The sequence below is a fragment of the Roseicyclus persicicus genome, from assembly GCF_012395815.1.
GTDB classification, from domain to species: domain Bacteria; phylum Pseudomonadota; class Alphaproteobacteria; order Rhodobacterales; family Rhodobacteraceae; genus Roseicyclus; species Roseicyclus persicicus.
Genome location: NZ_JAAZQQ010000004.1, coordinates 80,751 through 95,937 on the forward strand (window position 1 = coordinate 80,751; position 15,187 = coordinate 95,937).

Consider the following 15,187-nt stretch of genomic DNA (forward strand, 5'->3'; position numbering starts at 1 on the left):
GGTCGGAGGCGGCCCCCGGACGGGACCGCCCGGTCGGTTACCAGCGGTAGTGGCTGAACGCGCGGTTGGCGTCGGCCATCTTGTGGGTGTCTTCCCGCTTCTTCACGGCGGCGCCGCGCGCGTTCACCGCGTCGATGAGTTCGCCGGCGAGGCGCTCTTCCATCGTGTTCTCGTTGCGGGCGCGGCTGGCGTTGATCAGCCAGCGGATGGCCAGCGCCTCGCGGCGCTCGGGGCGGACCTCGACGGGAACCTGGTAGGTGGCACCCCCGACGCGGCGAGAGCGGACCTCGACGGCGGGCTTCACATTGTCCAGGGCTTCGTGGAACACCTCGACGGGGGCGCGCTTGAGGCGGCCCTCGACGCGCTCGAGCGCGGAGTAGACGATGCGCTCGGCGACCGACTTCTTGCCGTCGATCATCAGGTTGTTCATGAACTTGGTCAGCACGCGATCGCCGTACTTGGCGTCGGGCAGGATCTCGCGCTTCTCGGCGCGGTGACGACGGGACATCGGTGTATCCTCTTACTTGGGGCGCTTGGCGCCGTATTTCGAACGACGCTGGCGACGGTCCTTGACGCCCTGCGTGTCGAGCACGCCGCGCAGGATGTGGTAGCGCACGCCGGGAAGGTCCTTGACCCGGCCGCCCCGGATCAGGACCACCGAGTGCTCCTGAAGGTTGTGGCTTTCACCGGGGATGTAGCTGATGACCTCGAAACCGTTGGTCAGGCGCACCTTGGCGACCTTCCGCATGGCCGAGTTCGGCTTCTTCGGCGTGGTGGTGTAGACGCGCGTGCACACGCCGCGTTTCTGCGGGCAGGACTCCAGGTGCTGGGACTTGGAGCGTTTCACTTTGGGCTGCCGCGGCTTGCGGATCAGCTGCTGGATCGTCGGCATTCGGTTCCCCGTCTTGCTCTCTCATGTCGGCGGCGCCCCCGCGACATGCGCGAAAACACCAAAACCGCATGCATCCCTTCCCTACCTGGAGGACGCTGCGGTGGAAGTTTCAGAGGATCGGGGCGCTCACATGGCCCGGATCATGACCACTACAATTCTGTATCGGGCCGGCGCACGTCTCTCGGGCACCCCGGCAGGTGTCGCGGCGTATAGGGGGAGTCGCCCCGACTGTCAACCGCGCCGCGCCGCGGCGTCAGGCGCCCTGCCCCAGCGCCGCCCAGGCCGCGCGGAACCCGTCGAGGTCGATCCCGAAGCGGCGCATCAGGATGTCGGGGAATTCCGTCTCCGGCACCGGCAGGCGGGCCGCGGCGGCAAAGGGGGTGCGGGCGTCGTTGGTGGCGTGGTCGCCGCGGATGAACATCATCGAGTCGGACAGGTTCACGTAGGGCATCCGCTGCCAGACCTTGTGGTGCGGGAAATCCATGACCGTTCCCGCATCGTCGGGCTTGAGGAACACCGCCAGCCCGGCCGACCAGCAATAGGTCAGGAGCGGGTGCACGACGATCCCCCCGTCGGGCTGGGCCTGCAGCACCATGCCCCGACCGTGGTCGAGCGCCACGCGCCCGTTCGGCCCGGCGAGCCGCGCCACCTTCGGCCAGGCCCGGCGCAGCTGCGTGACGTAGTCGATGGCGATGGCGTCGTCGTCGTCGAGGCGGAACTCGGCCACCGCCGCGCTGGCCGGGTTGCGCGCGGGCAGGAGCACGTCGCGGCAGATCGCGCGGTGATCGTCGGGCGCGCGCCAGTGAACCCGGATCTGCGGCACCTCGGCAAAGACGCCCTCCATGCGCGAGCGCCAGGGCTCGGGGAAATCCTCGCCCAGCACGACGTGGAGGGTGAAGTCGGGGTCGGTCTGCAGCGACAGGCCGGGCAGGCCGACCTCCTCGAACCACAGGCAGCGGCTGTCGAGGCGGGCCGGGGCATAGAGCGCCGCGCGGCGTTCGGCGAGGCTGCCGAGGTACTTCTTGAAGCCGCCGGTGCAGGGCAGCGAGAAGCGGCAGAGGCCCTGGATCTGCAACCCGTTACCCATGGGGCGCCCCCGGCGTGGCGGCCGAGCGCGCCGCGGCGCGGGCGGCGGCGCGGGCCACGATCCGTTCGCGCAGCAGCGTGAACAGGCCCGTGGCCACCACGATCACGCCGCCCAGCAGCGCCAGCGCGTTCGGGAACTCGTCGAAGATGGTGAGGCCCAGCACCAGCGCGAAGACCAGCGAGGTGTAGCGGAACGGCGAGACGAAGCTGACCTCGCCCACCCGCATCGCCATGATGCCGAAGACGTAGCCGCCGATGATGAAGACCGAGGCCGCAAAGACCAGCACGGCTTCACGCGGGTCCAGCGCCTGCCAAGGCTCGAACAGCGACATCACGCCCCCGAAGACGCCCACCGCGCCGGCGGTCAGCACGGCCACCGTCATCGACGGCACCGCGGGGCTGAAGGCGCGGGTCAGCAGGTCGCGGCCGGTGATGATGACCACCGACAGCAGCACCAGCAGGGACCAGGCGTTGAACCCGTCCGTCCCCGGCTGGACGATCAGCAGCACGCCCAGAAAGCCGATGCCGATGGCCGTCATCCGCCGCCAGCCGACCGGGTCGCCGAACACCAGCGCCGCCCCCAGCGTCACCGCCAGCGGGAGCGCGGCGAGGATGGCGGTGGCGTTGGCGATGGACATGTTGGTCAGGGCGAGGAGGAAGCACACCATCGCCCCCACCTCGGCCAGCGTGCGGCCCGCCACCAGCGGCCGGTCGCGGCGCGGGATGGAGAACCGCAGGCCGGTCGTCATCTGCACGAAGACCGCCAGCATGATGGTGGTCGCCAGCCCGCGCAGCGCCACGATCTGGAACAGCGGCACGGTCTCGGCCACCAGCTTCACGCAGGCGTCGTTCAGCGTGAAGGCCGCCATCGACAGCGTCATGTAGAGCGCCCCGCTGAGGTTGGGGCTGCGGGGTCCGGTCACGATGTCTCTTCCATCAGCTGCTGCATCATCGGCAGGAGCCTGCGCGGGGCCAGGCCAAAGCGGTCGCGGAACAGTTTCTTGGCCTGCAGCGCCGGCATCGGCTCGGCGTCGGGCGGGATCGAGCGGTCGCTGTCGTTGTGGCCGTGCAGGGTGCGCACGAACATGTGGTCCGTTGGATCGATCCAGCAGCGCACCTGGCTGGCCAGCTTGCGGTGGTTCCAGCGGTAGATGTTAGCCATGCCGTCGGGCGTGGTGATCATGGCCGAGGCCAAGCCCAGCGGCTCCTTCTCGGCGAAGTCCCAGAACTGGTCGGCCTCGGGGCGGCCCATGTCCCAGTAGATGCCGCGGTGAAAGCAGATCGCCGCGGGCGTCTGCTCGTCGGCCCAGCCCAGCGTCAGGAGCTGGTCGGAAATAGCCCGGGTCCGTTCGATGTAGTCGATCGCCACGGCGTCGTCATCGTCGATGCGGAAGCCGGTGATGTAGGTCGAGGTGCCGTTCCACCCGCGCCGGAACGCGCGGCGGGTGGAGTTGAGCGGCCCCGCGGCCTCGAGCGTGCACATCTCGAGAAAGGGATACTGCTCCATCAGCCCCTTCAGCCGCTTGCGCCAGCGGAACGGCATGGTGTCGCCGATCAGCGCGATCAGGCGGAAATCGGGGTCGGTCTGGGCGGCGAGCGAGGGCAGGCAGATGTTCTCGAAATAGGCGAAGCGGCGCAGCATCCGGGGGATGGCGTAGAGGATCTCGGCCGCCGTGTCGAAATCCTGCTTCTGCGTCTGGAACCCGCCTTCGCCCAGATAGGAGAAGCGGCAGACGCCGACGATCTGGTTGTCCTCGCGCTTGGCCATGCCTGCTGTCTGCTGCCCGATTTGCGCGCAGTCTAGGCGAAACCGCGGACAAGGGGAACGGCGGGAACGGCGGGAACGCCCCCCCGAACGCGGAACGCCCCGCCGGGTGGGGCGGGGCGTTCGATGGGGTCGGTCGGGGCGCCGGGATCACTCCGCGGCGTCGTCCCCGGTCATCGCCTCTTCGGGCATCGGCGCGGCCAGGGCGGCGGCGGCCTCGGCCTCGGCGCGGGCGGCCTCGATCACCGACAGGTCGCGCGCCTTGGCGATGCGCTCGATCCGCTGGGTAGCGCCACCGGTGCCCGCCGGGATCAGGCGGCCCACGATGACGTTCTCCTTGAGGCCCACCAGCTTGTCGACCTTGCCCTGCACCGCGGCCTCGGTCAGCACCCGGGTCGTCTCCTGGAAGGAGGCGGCCGAGATGAAGGACCGGGTCTGCAGCGAGGCCTTGGTGATGCCGAGCAGGATCGGCTGCGCCTCGGCCGGGCGGCGGCCCTCGGCCTCCGCCTTCTGGTTCATGGCATCGAGCTCGGCCTTGTCGACATGCTCGCCCTTGAGCAGCGTGGTTTCCCCGCTTTCGAGGATCTCCCACTTCTGCAGCATCTGGCGGACGATGACCTCGATGTGCTTGTCGTTGATCTTCACGCCCTGCAGGCGATAGACCTCCTGCACCTCGTTGATCATGTACTCGGCCAGCGCCTCGACACCCAGGATCGCCAGGATGTCATGCGGCGCCGGGTTGCCGTCCATGATGTAGTCGCCCTTCTGGACATAGTCGCCCTCGGCCACGGGAATGTGCTTGCCCTTGGGGACCATGTATTCGACGGGCTCGAGGCTGTCGTCGACCGGCACGATGGTGATCCGGCGCTTGTTCTTGAAGTCGCGCCCGAACTTCACGTAGCCGTCGATCTCGGCGATGATGGCGTGGTCCTTGGGACGACGGGCCTCGAACAGTTCCGCCACCCGCGGCAGACCGCCGGTGATGTCCTTGGTCTTGGCGCCCTCGCGCGGGATCCGCGCCACGACCTCGCCCGCCTGGATGGTCTGGCCATCCTCGACCGACAGGATCGCGTCCACCGACATCGGGTAGGTGACCGGGTTGCCGGCCTCGTTGCGCACCGGCTCCCCGTCCTCGCCCACGATCAGGATCTCGGGCTTGAGCTCGTTGCCCTTGGGCGCGGTGCGCCAGTCGGACACGATCTTCTGGGTCATGCCGGTGGCGTCGTCGGTCTCCTCGCGCACCGCGATGCCCGAGGTCAGGTCGACGAACTTCACCGTGCCCGCCTTCTCGGCGATGATCGGCAGGGTGTAGGGGTCCCACTCGTAGAGGCGGTCGCCGCGGCCGACCTTCTGGCCCTCGGCCACGTGGACCTTAGTGCCGTAGCCCAGCTTGAACGAGGCCCGCTCGGTGCCCTGCTCGTCGGTCAGGACCAGCTGCATGTTGCGGCCCATCACGATCTGCTCGCCGTTCGGGTTCTTGAGCAGGTTGGGGTTGGCGAAGCTCACCACGCCCTCGACGTTGGCCTCCTGGAAGGACTGCTGGCCGCCCTGCGCCACGCCGCCGATGTGGAAGGTCCGCATCGTCAGCTGGGTGCCGGGTTCGCCGATCGACTGGGCCGCGATGATGCCCACGGCCTCGCCGGTGTTCACGCGGGTGCCGCGCGCCAGGTCACGCCCGTAGCAGGCGGCGCAGACGCCTTCCTCGGCCTCGCAGGTCAGCGGGCTGCGGATCTTGCAGGTCTGCACGCCCGCGGCCTCGACGGCGTCGGCGCGACGCTCGTCGATCAGCTCGCCCTTGGCGACGATCACCTCGTCGGTGCCGGGGACCATGATGTCCTCGCCCGCGGTCCGGCCGAGGATGCGCTCGGCCAGCGACGCCACCACCTCGCCGTCATTCACCGCGATGGTCGCGGTGATGACGTTCTCGGTGCCGCAATCCTCCATGCGGATGATGCAGTCCTGCGCCACGTCCACGAGACGGCGGGTCAGGTAGCCCGAGTTCGCCGTCTTGAGCGCGGTGTCCGACAGGCCCTTGCGTGCGCCGTGGGTGGAGTTGAAGTACTCCAGCACGGTGAGGCCTTCCTTGAAGTTCGAGATGATCGGCGTCTCGATGATCTCGCCCGAAGGCTTGGCCATCAGGCCGCGCATACCGCCCAGCTGCTTCATCTGGGTGACCGAACCCCGAGCCCCGGAGTGCGCCATCATGTAGACCGAGTTCGGTTCCACCTCGGCGCCGGACTCGTCGAACTTCTTGGCCGAGATCGTGGCCATCATGGCCTCGGTCACGCGGTCGTTCGCCTTGGACCAGGCGTCGATCACCTTGTTGTACTTCTCGCCCTGGGTGATCAGGCCGTCCATGTACTGCTGCTCGAACTCCTTGACCTGGTCGCGGGTCTCCTCGACCAGCTCCCACTTGGAGTCCGGGATCACCATGTCGTCCTTGCCGAAGGAGATGCCGGCCTTGAACGCCTCGCGGAAGCCCATGCCCATGATCTGGTCGCAGAAGATGACCGACTCCTTCTGGCCGCAGTAGCGGTAGACGGTGTCGATGACCTGCTGCACCTCTTTCTTCCGCAGAAGGCGGTTGACCAGCTCGAAGGGCGCCTTGGCGTTCAGCGGCAGCAGCGCGCCGAGCAGCGCCCGGCCGGGCGTCGTGTCGTAGCGGCGCCAGACCTCGTTGCCTTCCTCGTCGATCTGCTTGATCCGCGCCTTGACGCGGGCGTGCAGGTGGACCTCGCCGGCGTCGAGCGCGTGGCGGATCTCATCCACGTCGGCGAAGACCATGCCCTCGCCCTTCATGTTCTCGCGCTCCAGCGTGACGTAGTAGAGGCCGAGGATCATGTCCTGCGACGGCACGATGATCGGCGCGCCGTTGGCGGGCGACAGAACGTTGTTCGTCGACATCATCAGGACGCGGGCTTCCAGCTGGGCTTCCAGCGAGAGCGGCACGTGCACGGCCATCTGGTCGCCGTCGAAGTCGGCGTTGAAGGCCGAGCAGACCAGCGGGTGCAGCTGGATCGCCTTGCCCTCGATCAGCACGGGCTCAAACGCCTGGATGCCCAGACGGTGCAGCGTCGGCGCGCGGTTCAGCAGCACGGGATGCTCGCGGATCACCTCGTCGAGGATGTCCCAGACCTCCGGGCGCTCCTTTTCGACCAGCTTCTTCGCCTGCTTCACGGTGCTCGACAGGCCCTTGGCCTCGAGGCGCGAGTAGATGAAGGGCTTGAACAGCTCGAGCGCCATCTTCTTCGGCAGGCCGCACTGGTGCAGCTTGAGTTCCGGGCCGGTCACGATGACCGAACGGCCCGAGAAGTCGACGCGCTTGCCGAGCAGGTTCTGGCGGAACCGGCCCTGCTTGCCCTTGAGCATGTCCGACAGCGACTTCAGCGGGCGCTTGTTGGCGCCGGTGATGACACGGCCGCGGCGGCCGTTGTCGAACAGGGCGTCGACGGCCTCCTGCAGCATCCGCTTCTCGTTGCGGATGATGATGTCGGGCGCGCGCAGCTCGATCAGCCGCTTGAGGCGGTTGTTGCGGTTGATGACCCGGCGGTAGAGGTCGTTGAGGTCGGAGGTGGCGAAGCGGCCGCCGTCCAGCGGGACCAGCGGGCGCAGTTCCGGCGGGATCACGGGGATGACGGTCAGCACCATCCACTCGGGCCGGTTGCCCGACTCGAGGAAGGACTCGACGATCTTCAGCCGCTTGATGATCTTCTTCGGCTTCAGCTCGCCGGTGGCCTCCTTCAGCTCCTCGCGGAGATTGGTGGCCTCGGCCTCGAGGTCGATGTTCGCCAGCATCTCGCGGATCGCCTCGGCGCCGATGTTGGCGCTGAAGGCGTCGGAGCCATAGGCGTCCTGCGCGTCGAGGAATTCCTCCTCGGTCAGCAGCTGGCCATAGGACAGGTCGGTCAGGCCCGGCTCGATGACGACGTAGTTCTCGAAGTAGAGGATGCGCTCCAGATCACGCAGCGTCATGTCCAGCATCAGGCCGATGCGGCTGGGCAGCGACTTGAGGAACCAGATGTGGGCGACGGGCGCGGCCAGCTCGATGTGGCCCATGCGCTCGCGGCGGACCTTCTGCAGCGTCACCTCGACGCCGCACTTCTCGCAGACGACGCCGCGATACTTCATCCGCTTGTACTTGCCGCAGAGGCACTCGTAGTCCTTGATCGGCCCGAAGATGCGGGCGCAGAACAGGCCGTCGCGCTCGGGCTTGAAGGTCCGGTAGTTGATCGTCTCGGGCTTCTTGATCTCGCCGAAGGACCAGCTGAGGATCCGCTCGGGCGACGCCAGCGAGACCTTGATCTCGTCGAAGGCCTTGGGCGGGGTCAGCGGGTTGAACGGGTTGTTGGTGAGTTCCTGGTTCATCTTGATACCTCGAATATCGCGGGAAGGATGGGGCGTGCCGGGCTGAAGCCCGGCCTGCCCGTTTGCCGTAGGCCGGGCGTCAGCCCGGCAGCCGGCTCACTCCTCATCCTCCGCATCCAGGAGTTCCATGTTGAGGCCCAGACCCCGGACCTCCTTGACGAGCACGTTGAACGATTCCGGCACGCCGGCCTCGAAGTTGTCCTCGCCCTTGACGATCGCCTCGTAGACCTTGGTCCGGCCCGCCACGTCGTCCGACTTCACCGTCAGCATTTCCTGCAGGGTGTAGGCGGCGCCGTAGGCCTCCAGTGCCCAGACCTCCATCTCGCCGAAACGCTGGCCGCCGAACTGCGCCTTGCCGCCCAGCGGCTGCTGGGTGACGAGCGAGTACGGGCCGGTCGAGCGGGCGTGGATCTTGTCGTCCACCAGGTGGTGCAGCTTGAGCAGGTACTTCACGCCGACCGTCACCTTGCGGGCGAAGCGCTCGCCGGTGCGGCCGTCGAACAGCACCGACTGCCCCGAGGTGTCGAAGCCCGCGCGCATCAGCGCGTCGTTCACGTCGGCCTCCTTGGCGCCGTCGAAGACCGGCGTGGCGATCGGAACGCCGCGGGTCACGTTGCCCGCCACCTCGATCACCATGTCCTCGTCCATGCCGCCGAAGGCCTCGTCGTAGACCTCGTCGCCGTAGGCCAGGCGCAGCGCCTCGCGCACGGGGGTCATGTCACCCGAGCGGCGGTACTCGTCCAGCGCCTCGTCGATCTTCAGGCCCAGGCCGCGCGCGGCCCAGCCCATGTGGGTCTCGAGGATCTGGCCGACGTTCATCCGCGACGGCACGCCGAGCGGGTTCAGCACCAGGTCGACGGGGGTGCCGTCCTCGAGGAACGGCATGTCCTCCATCGGGACGACCTTGGACACCACGCCCTTGTTGCCGTGGCGGCCGGCCATCTTGTCGCCGGGCTGCAGCTTGCGCTTCACCGCGATGAAGACCTTGACCATCTTCATCACGCCGGGGGGCAGGTCGTCGCCGCGGCGGACTTTCTCCACCTTGTCCTCGAAGCGGTGATCCAGCGCGCGCTTCTGCGCCTCGAACTGCTGGTTCAGCGCCTCGACCTCGGCGGCGTCCTTTTCGTCGCCGAGCGCGAGCTGCCACCACTGGCCACGGCTGAGCGTGTCCAAGAGCTCCTCGGTGATCTCGGAGCCGGCCTTGATGCCCTTCGGCCCCTTCACCGCGGTCTTGCCGAGGATCAGGGTCTTGAGGCGGGCGTAGATGTTGCGCTCGAGGATGGCGAGCTCGTCGTCCCGGTCACGGGCCAGACGTTCCACTTCCTCGCGCTCGATCTGCAGGGCGCGCTCGTCCTTGTCGACGCCGTGGCGGTTGAACACCCGGACTTCGACGACGGTGCCGAAATCGCCGGGCGGCAGCCGCAGCGAGGTGTCGCGCACGTCCGACGCCTTTTCACCGAAGATCGCGCGGAGCAGTTTCTCCTCCGGCGTCATCGGGCTTTCGCCCTTGGGGGTGATCTTGCCCACGAGGATGTCGCCCGGGCCGACCTCGGCGCCAATGTAGACGATGCCCGCCTCGTCGAGGTTGCGCAGCGCTTCCTCGCCGACGTTGGGGATGTCGCGGGTGATTTCCTCGGGCCCGAGCTTGGTGTCGCGGGCGGCGACCTCGAATTCCTCGATGTGGATCGAGGTGAAGACGTCGTCACGCGCGATGCGCTCGGAGATCAGGATCGAGTCCTCGTAGTTGTAGCCGTTCCACGGCATGAACGCGACGATCACGTTCTTGCCGAGCGCCAGCTCGCCCATGTCGGTCGACGGGCCGTCGGCGATGACCTCGCCCTTGCCCACCATGTCGCCCACCTTCACCAGAGGCTTCTGGTTGATGCAGGTGTTCTGGTTCGACCGCTGGAACTTGCGCAGGCGGTAGATGTCCACGCCGGCGTCGCCCATGGCGAGATCCTCGGTGGCGCGCACCACGATCCGCTGCGCGTCGACCTGGTCGACGATGCCCGCGCGGCGGGCCTGGATCGCGGCGCCTGAGTCGATGGCGACCTTGCGCTCGATGCCGGTGCCCACGAAGGGCGCGTCGGCCTGCAGGAGCGGCACGGCCTGCCGCTGCATGTTCGAGCCCATCAGCGCGCGGTTCGCGTCGTCGTTCTCGAGGAACGGGATCAGCGAGGCCGCGACCGACACCAGCTGCTTGGGCGACACGTCGATCAGGTCGACGCTCTCGCGCGGGGCCAGCGTGTATTCGCCGGCCTGCCGGGTGTTGACCATCTCGTTCACGAACTGGCCGGCCTCGGTCAGGTTCGCGTTGGCCTGCGCCACGGTGTGCCGCATTTCCTCGGTGGCGGACATGTAGACCACCTCGTCGGTGACCTGCGCGCCCTTCACCTTGCGGTAGGGGGTCTCGATGAAGCCGTACTTGTTCACCCGCGCGAAGGTGGCGAGCGAGTTGATCAGGCCGATGTTCGGGCCTTCCGGCGTCTCGATCGGGCACATCCGGCCGTAGTGGGTCGGGTGCACGTCGCGCACCTCGAAGCCCGCGCGCTCGCGGGTCAGGCCGCCAGGGCCGAGGGCCGAGAGGCGGCGCTTGTGGGTGACTTCCGACAGCGGGTTGGTCTGGTCCATGAACTGCGACAGCTGCGAAGAGCCGAAGAACTCACGCACCGAGGCCGCCGCCGGCTTGGCGTTGATCAGGTCCTGCGGCATGACGGTGTCGATCTCGACCGACGACATGCGCTCCTTGATCGCGCGCTCCATGCGCAGCAGGCCGACGCGGTACTGGTTCTCCATCAGCTCGCCGACCGACCGCACCCGGCGGTTGCCGAGGTGGTCGATGTCGTCGATCTCGCCCTTGCCGTCGCGCAGTTCCACCAGCGCCTTGACGCAGGCGATGATGTCCTCCTTGCGCAGCGTGCGCTGGGTGTCGGCGGCGTCGAGGTCGAGGCGCATGTTCATCTTGACCCGGCCCACGGCCGACAGGTCGTAGCGCTCGCTGTCGAAGAACAGCTGGTCGAACAGGACGGAGGCGGCCTCGACGGTCGGCGGCTCGCCCGGGCGCATGACGCGGTAGATGTCCATCAACGCGGTCTTCCGGTTGAGGTTCTTGTCCATCGCCATGGTGTTGCGGATGTAGGCGCCGACGTTGATGTTGTCGATGTCGAGCACCGGGATCTCGGTGATGCCCGCGTCCAGCAGCTCCTTGAGGGTGCCGCCCGAGACCTCGCCGTCGCGGCCGATCTCCCAGGTCAGCTCGTCGCCGGCCTCGACGTAGATCGCGCCGGTGTCCTCGTTGATGATGTCCTTGGCGGCAAAGCGGCCGACGATCTGGTCGAAGGGAACCAGGATCTCCTTGACGTTGCCCTCGTCGACCAGCTTCTTGACCGCCCGCGGGGTGACCTTCTTGCCGGCCTCGGCGATCACCTCGCCGGTGGCGGCGTCGACGATGTCATGGGTCGGGCGAGTGCCGCGCACGCGCTCGGGGAAGAACTTGGTGACCCAGCCCTTGTTCTTCTCGAGCTTGAAGGTGACGGTGTCGTAGTAGGCATCCATGATGCCTTCCTGGTCCAGCCCCAGCGCGTAGAGCAGCGTGGTGACCGGCAGCTTGCGGCGGCGGTCGATGCGCGCGAACACGATGTCCTTGGCGTCGAACTCGAAGTCGAGCCAGCTGCCGCGGTAGGGGATGATGCGGCAGGCGAACAGGAGCCGGCCCGAGGAATGGGTCTTGCCCTTGTCATGGTCGAAGAACACGCCCGGGCTGCGGTGCATCTGGCTGACGATGACGCGCTCGGTGCCGTTCACGATGAAGGTGCCGTTCGGCGTCATGAGCGGCATGTCGCCCATGAACACGTCCTGTTCCTTGATGTCCTTCACCGACTTGGCGCCGGTGTCCTCGTCGACATCGAACACGATCAGGCGCAGCGTGACCTTGAGCGGCGCGGCGTAGGTCAGGTCGCGCTGCTGGCACTCTTCCACGTCGAACTTCGGCGCCTCGAGCTCGTATTTCACGAACTCCAGCACGGCGGTCTCGTTGAAGTCCTTGATCGGGAAGACGGACTGGAACACGCCCATGATGCCTTCGCCATCCGCGGGCTTTTCGCCGTCGCCCGAGTTCAGGAACAGGTCGTAGGACGACTTCTGCACCTCGATCAGGTTCGGCATCTCGAGGACTTCGCGGATCTTGCCGAAGTATTTGCGGATGCGTTTCTGGCCTGCGTAGGTCTGAGCCATGCTCGTCGGCACCTTTCAATGTGTTTCGCTGCGCCGCTCACGCCGCCGGGACCTCGGCGGAGCCGCACCATGAAACAAGACGTGACGGATCAATCTGTCTGCCGTCCCACCGGCAAATCCCGATCCCGTTGCCACCGCCTTGGAAAACGCCCCCCGTTCCGGGGCCCTTGCCAAGACGCGGACGGCTGGACCCGGAATCGCTCCGGGCCCAGCCTTGGTTCGTGTCGGCACGCCCCCGCGGGGAAGGCGCGCCGTGAAGAGGTCCTCAGGCGAGGTCGACTTCGGCGCCGGCCGCGGCCAGCTTGCCCTTGATGTCCTCGGCTTCCGCCTTGGACACGCCTTCCTTGACCTTGCCGCCGGCTTCCACCAGGTCCTTGGCCTCTTTCAGGCCCAGGCCGGTGATCGCGCGGACTTCCTTGATCACGTTGATCTTGTTCGGGCCGGCGTTCTTCAGGACGACGTCGAACTCGGTCTTCTCTTCCTCGGCCGGGGCGGCCGCAGCCGGGCCAGCGGCCATCATGACGGCGCCGCCGGCGGCGGGCTCGATGCCGTACTTGTCCTTGAGGATGGTCTTCAGTTCCTGCGCCTCGAGGAGGGTCAGACCGACGATCTCTTCTGCGAGTTTGTTCAGATCAGCCATTTTTCAGCTTCCGTATGTAAGGGTGTATTCCAACGCCGCAAGGGGCGGGTCTCGATCGGGTGCTTACGCCGCCTTTTCCTCGATCGTGGTGAGGATGGAGGCGATGTTCGAAGCAGGGGCGCCAATGGCACCGGCGATGTTCGAGGCAGGCGCGCCGATGCACGACACGATCTGAGCGATGAGCTCTTCGCGCGAGGGCATCTTCGCGACGGCCTTCACACCGTCGGCATCCAGGACCGTTCCGCCCATCGCGCCGCCAAGGATCACGAACTTGTCGTTCGCCTTGGCGTAATCGTCCGCGGCCTTGGCGGCAGCGACCGGATCTTCGGAATAGGTGAGAACGGTCATGCCCGTCAGAAGGTCCGCGATGCCGGCGACATCGGTGCCTTCAAGGGCGATCTTGGCGAGCCTGTTCTTGGCGACACGCACGGCCCCGCCCACGTCGCGAACGCGAGCGCGCAGGTCCTGCATCTCGGCAACCGTGAGGCCCTGGTAGTGTGCCACCACCACGACGCCAGAGCTTTCGAAGATCTGGCCGAGTTCCTCGACCACTTTCTCTTTCTGGGCTCTATCCACAGGTTTACTCCAGTTTGGCGGGTTGCCCCGCCGGCTCTATTGACCGGATCGCTCCGGCGGTTTTGGTCCGTCACGTACGGAACCAAGACCACCAGGCGCTCGACGGTCGAGCCCTTGGCTGTTCGGTCTGATCCCGTCTCAGGCAGGAATTACTGGGCCCTTGCGGGACCGACCCACCGTCTCGGACGAAACGCAAAGGAGCGCGTGACGAATCGCGCGCTCCGATGCAGGTCTGCTGACTAGTCCGTCGGCGGCGATTTGCCAAGGCCCCGTCAAGGGTTTTTTCCGCCCGCCGCGCCGCGCGGCCCGGCGATCACTGGATCAGCGGCTTGCCGTTGCGGCCGTGGCGTTCGACCAGGTGACGCTGAGCGCGGCCCCGCGGGATCGGGCGGGCCGGCAGCACGCCCATGGCCTCGAGGTCGGGAAAAAGGCTGCGCAGTTCGGCCTCGGCCTCGGGGCCGAGCGCCCCGATGGCCTGCGGGCCGGGCAGGAGCGACTCGGTCGGCGCGCCTTCGGCGAAAAGGATCTCGTGCTGGTCGAACAGCAGGTGCAGGTAGGTGACCGTCTCGAGGTCGGTGGCCAGGGCGATCCCCGGCAGGCCCAGCAGCTTCTTGGCGGGCACCAGCACCTCGCGCTGGCCGATCAGGCGCTCGGCGATGCGGGACCGCAGCAGCATCCGGTGCTGCGGCGACACCATCAGGTCGCGGTCGGGCAGGCCATGGCCCAGCGCGCCGCGGGAGATGCGGACCGGCACCAGCGCCCCCTCGGCCCGGCAGGTGGTGCGGCCGATCCAGCGGATCGGTTGAAAGCCGTGGTCCTGCGTCATCACCCGGTCGCCGACGGCCATCGCTTCGATCAGGCGCCAGCCCGACGGCGTGGCCAGCCGCGTGCCGGCGGTGAAGCACGGCACGAAATCGAGGTTCTCCCGGTTGCCGGTCATCCCGACGTAGGTGTCGCCCACCAGGCTGTTGAAGGTGATCGACAGCAGCGGCTTGGCCTCGAGCGCGGCCTGGTCGGCGTTGTTCTCGAACTCGGGCGCGAGGTAGGTCCGCCCGGCCGTGTCCTGGAACACGACCGCGGTGATCGTCGCCGTCGTCCCGTCGAGGTAGGTGATCGTGGCGTTGTACACGACCGACGCATCGAAGCCCTGCGTCGGGCCCCCGTTGATGCGGAAGGTCTCGGGCGTCGGGTCGTTCTGGTCGTAGTAGGTGTTGCCGTCGCTGTCGAAGTCGGTGGCCGGCGGCCCGGGGCTGAGGACCTGGACCCGGTTGATCAGCGAATCGCCGTAGCCGCCCACCGTGGTCCCCACCAGCGCGGCGGCGTTCTCGGCCGTGTTGTTGCCCTCGACCGTGTCGAGATCCGGGAACACGCCCAGAAAGATCACGTTGAACGTCGTCGGCATCTGCTCGGTACCTCACGCGCATGCCCGCGACCGCGGCCCTGTGCCGCCACGGCGCGCCAGCCCCCGGTTGCTCCGAGGATTCGCTGTCCGAATGAACAAATGCTGGAGGACTGCGCCCCGCACCCGGCGGAATCGTGACAAATCGGAGGGAATTGCGGCGGCGGTGTGCCGGGCGCCCCGGGGCGGGCGGATGCGAAAGGGGCGCGCCCTTGCGGACGCGCCCCCTCA

Annotated in this window: 10 protein-coding genes; all 10 read right to left on the reverse strand. The window is 67.5% G+C overall.

From position 1 onward, the window contains the following. Nucleotides 1-37: 37 nt before the first annotated feature. On the reverse strand, nucleotides 38-508 hold the full coding sequence (gene rpsG / locus HCU73_RS12575) for a 30S ribosomal protein S7 (protein WP_168623811.1): 471 nt from the start codon (nucleotides 506-508) through the stop codon (nucleotides 38-40). Between the two features lie 12 nt (nucleotides 509-520). After that, a complete protein-coding gene (rpsL, locus tag HCU73_RS12580) occupies nucleotides 521-892 on the reverse strand; it encodes a 30S ribosomal protein S12 (RefSeq protein ID WP_085835153.1) in 372 nt (123 codons plus the stop codon). Between the two features lie 253 nt (nucleotides 893-1,145). Next, entirely contained in the window at nucleotides 1,146-1,979 is an 834-nt protein-coding gene (locus HCU73_RS12585; protein WP_168623812.1) for a glycosyltransferase, read from the reverse strand. Continuing rightward, complete coding sequence (locus HCU73_RS12590) at nucleotides 1,972-2,901, reverse strand: DMT family transporter (RefSeq protein WP_338052109.1); 930 nt, start codon at nucleotides 2,899-2,901, stop codon at nucleotides 1,972-1,974. Before HCU73_RS12590 ends, HCU73_RS12585 begins: the two co-directional genes overlap by 8 nt. Continuing rightward, a complete protein-coding gene (locus HCU73_RS12595) occupies nucleotides 2,898-3,746 on the reverse strand; it encodes a glycosyltransferase (protein WP_168623813.1) in 849 nt (282 codons plus the stop codon). The genes HCU73_RS12590 and HCU73_RS12595 overlap by 4 nt, the downstream gene beginning before the upstream one ends. A 147-nt stretch (nucleotides 3,747-3,893) precedes the next feature. Continuing rightward, nucleotides 3,894-8,108, reverse strand: coding sequence for a DNA-directed RNA polymerase subunit beta' (gene rpoC / locus HCU73_RS12600; protein ID WP_168623814.1), 4,215 nt, complete (start codon nucleotides 8,106-8,108; stop codon nucleotides 3,894-3,896). Between the two features lie 96 nt (nucleotides 8,109-8,204). Then, nucleotides 8,205-12,341: a DNA-directed RNA polymerase subunit beta gene (gene rpoB, locus HCU73_RS12605; protein ID WP_168623815.1), complete on the reverse strand. Its 4,137-nt coding sequence runs from the start codon at nucleotides 12,339-12,341 to the stop codon at nucleotides 8,205-8,207. Between the two features lie 265 nt (nucleotides 12,342-12,606). After that, nucleotides 12,607-12,981, reverse strand: coding sequence for a 50S ribosomal protein L7/L12 (rplL, locus tag HCU73_RS12610; protein WP_168623816.1), 375 nt, complete (start codon nucleotides 12,979-12,981; stop codon nucleotides 12,607-12,609). 63 nt (nucleotides 12,982-13,044) lie between these two features. After that, nucleotides 13,045-13,557, reverse strand: a complete 513-nt coding sequence (rplJ, locus tag HCU73_RS12615) for a 50S ribosomal protein L10 (protein ID WP_168623817.1) — start codon at nucleotides 13,555-13,557, stop codon at nucleotides 13,045-13,047. Between the two features lie 313 nt (nucleotides 13,558-13,870). Continuing rightward, complete coding sequence (locus HCU73_RS12620) at nucleotides 13,871-14,959, reverse strand: Hint domain-containing protein (protein WP_168623818.1); 1,089 nt, start codon at nucleotides 14,957-14,959, stop codon at nucleotides 13,871-13,873. Between the last annotated feature and the right edge of the window lie 228 nt (nucleotides 14,960-15,187).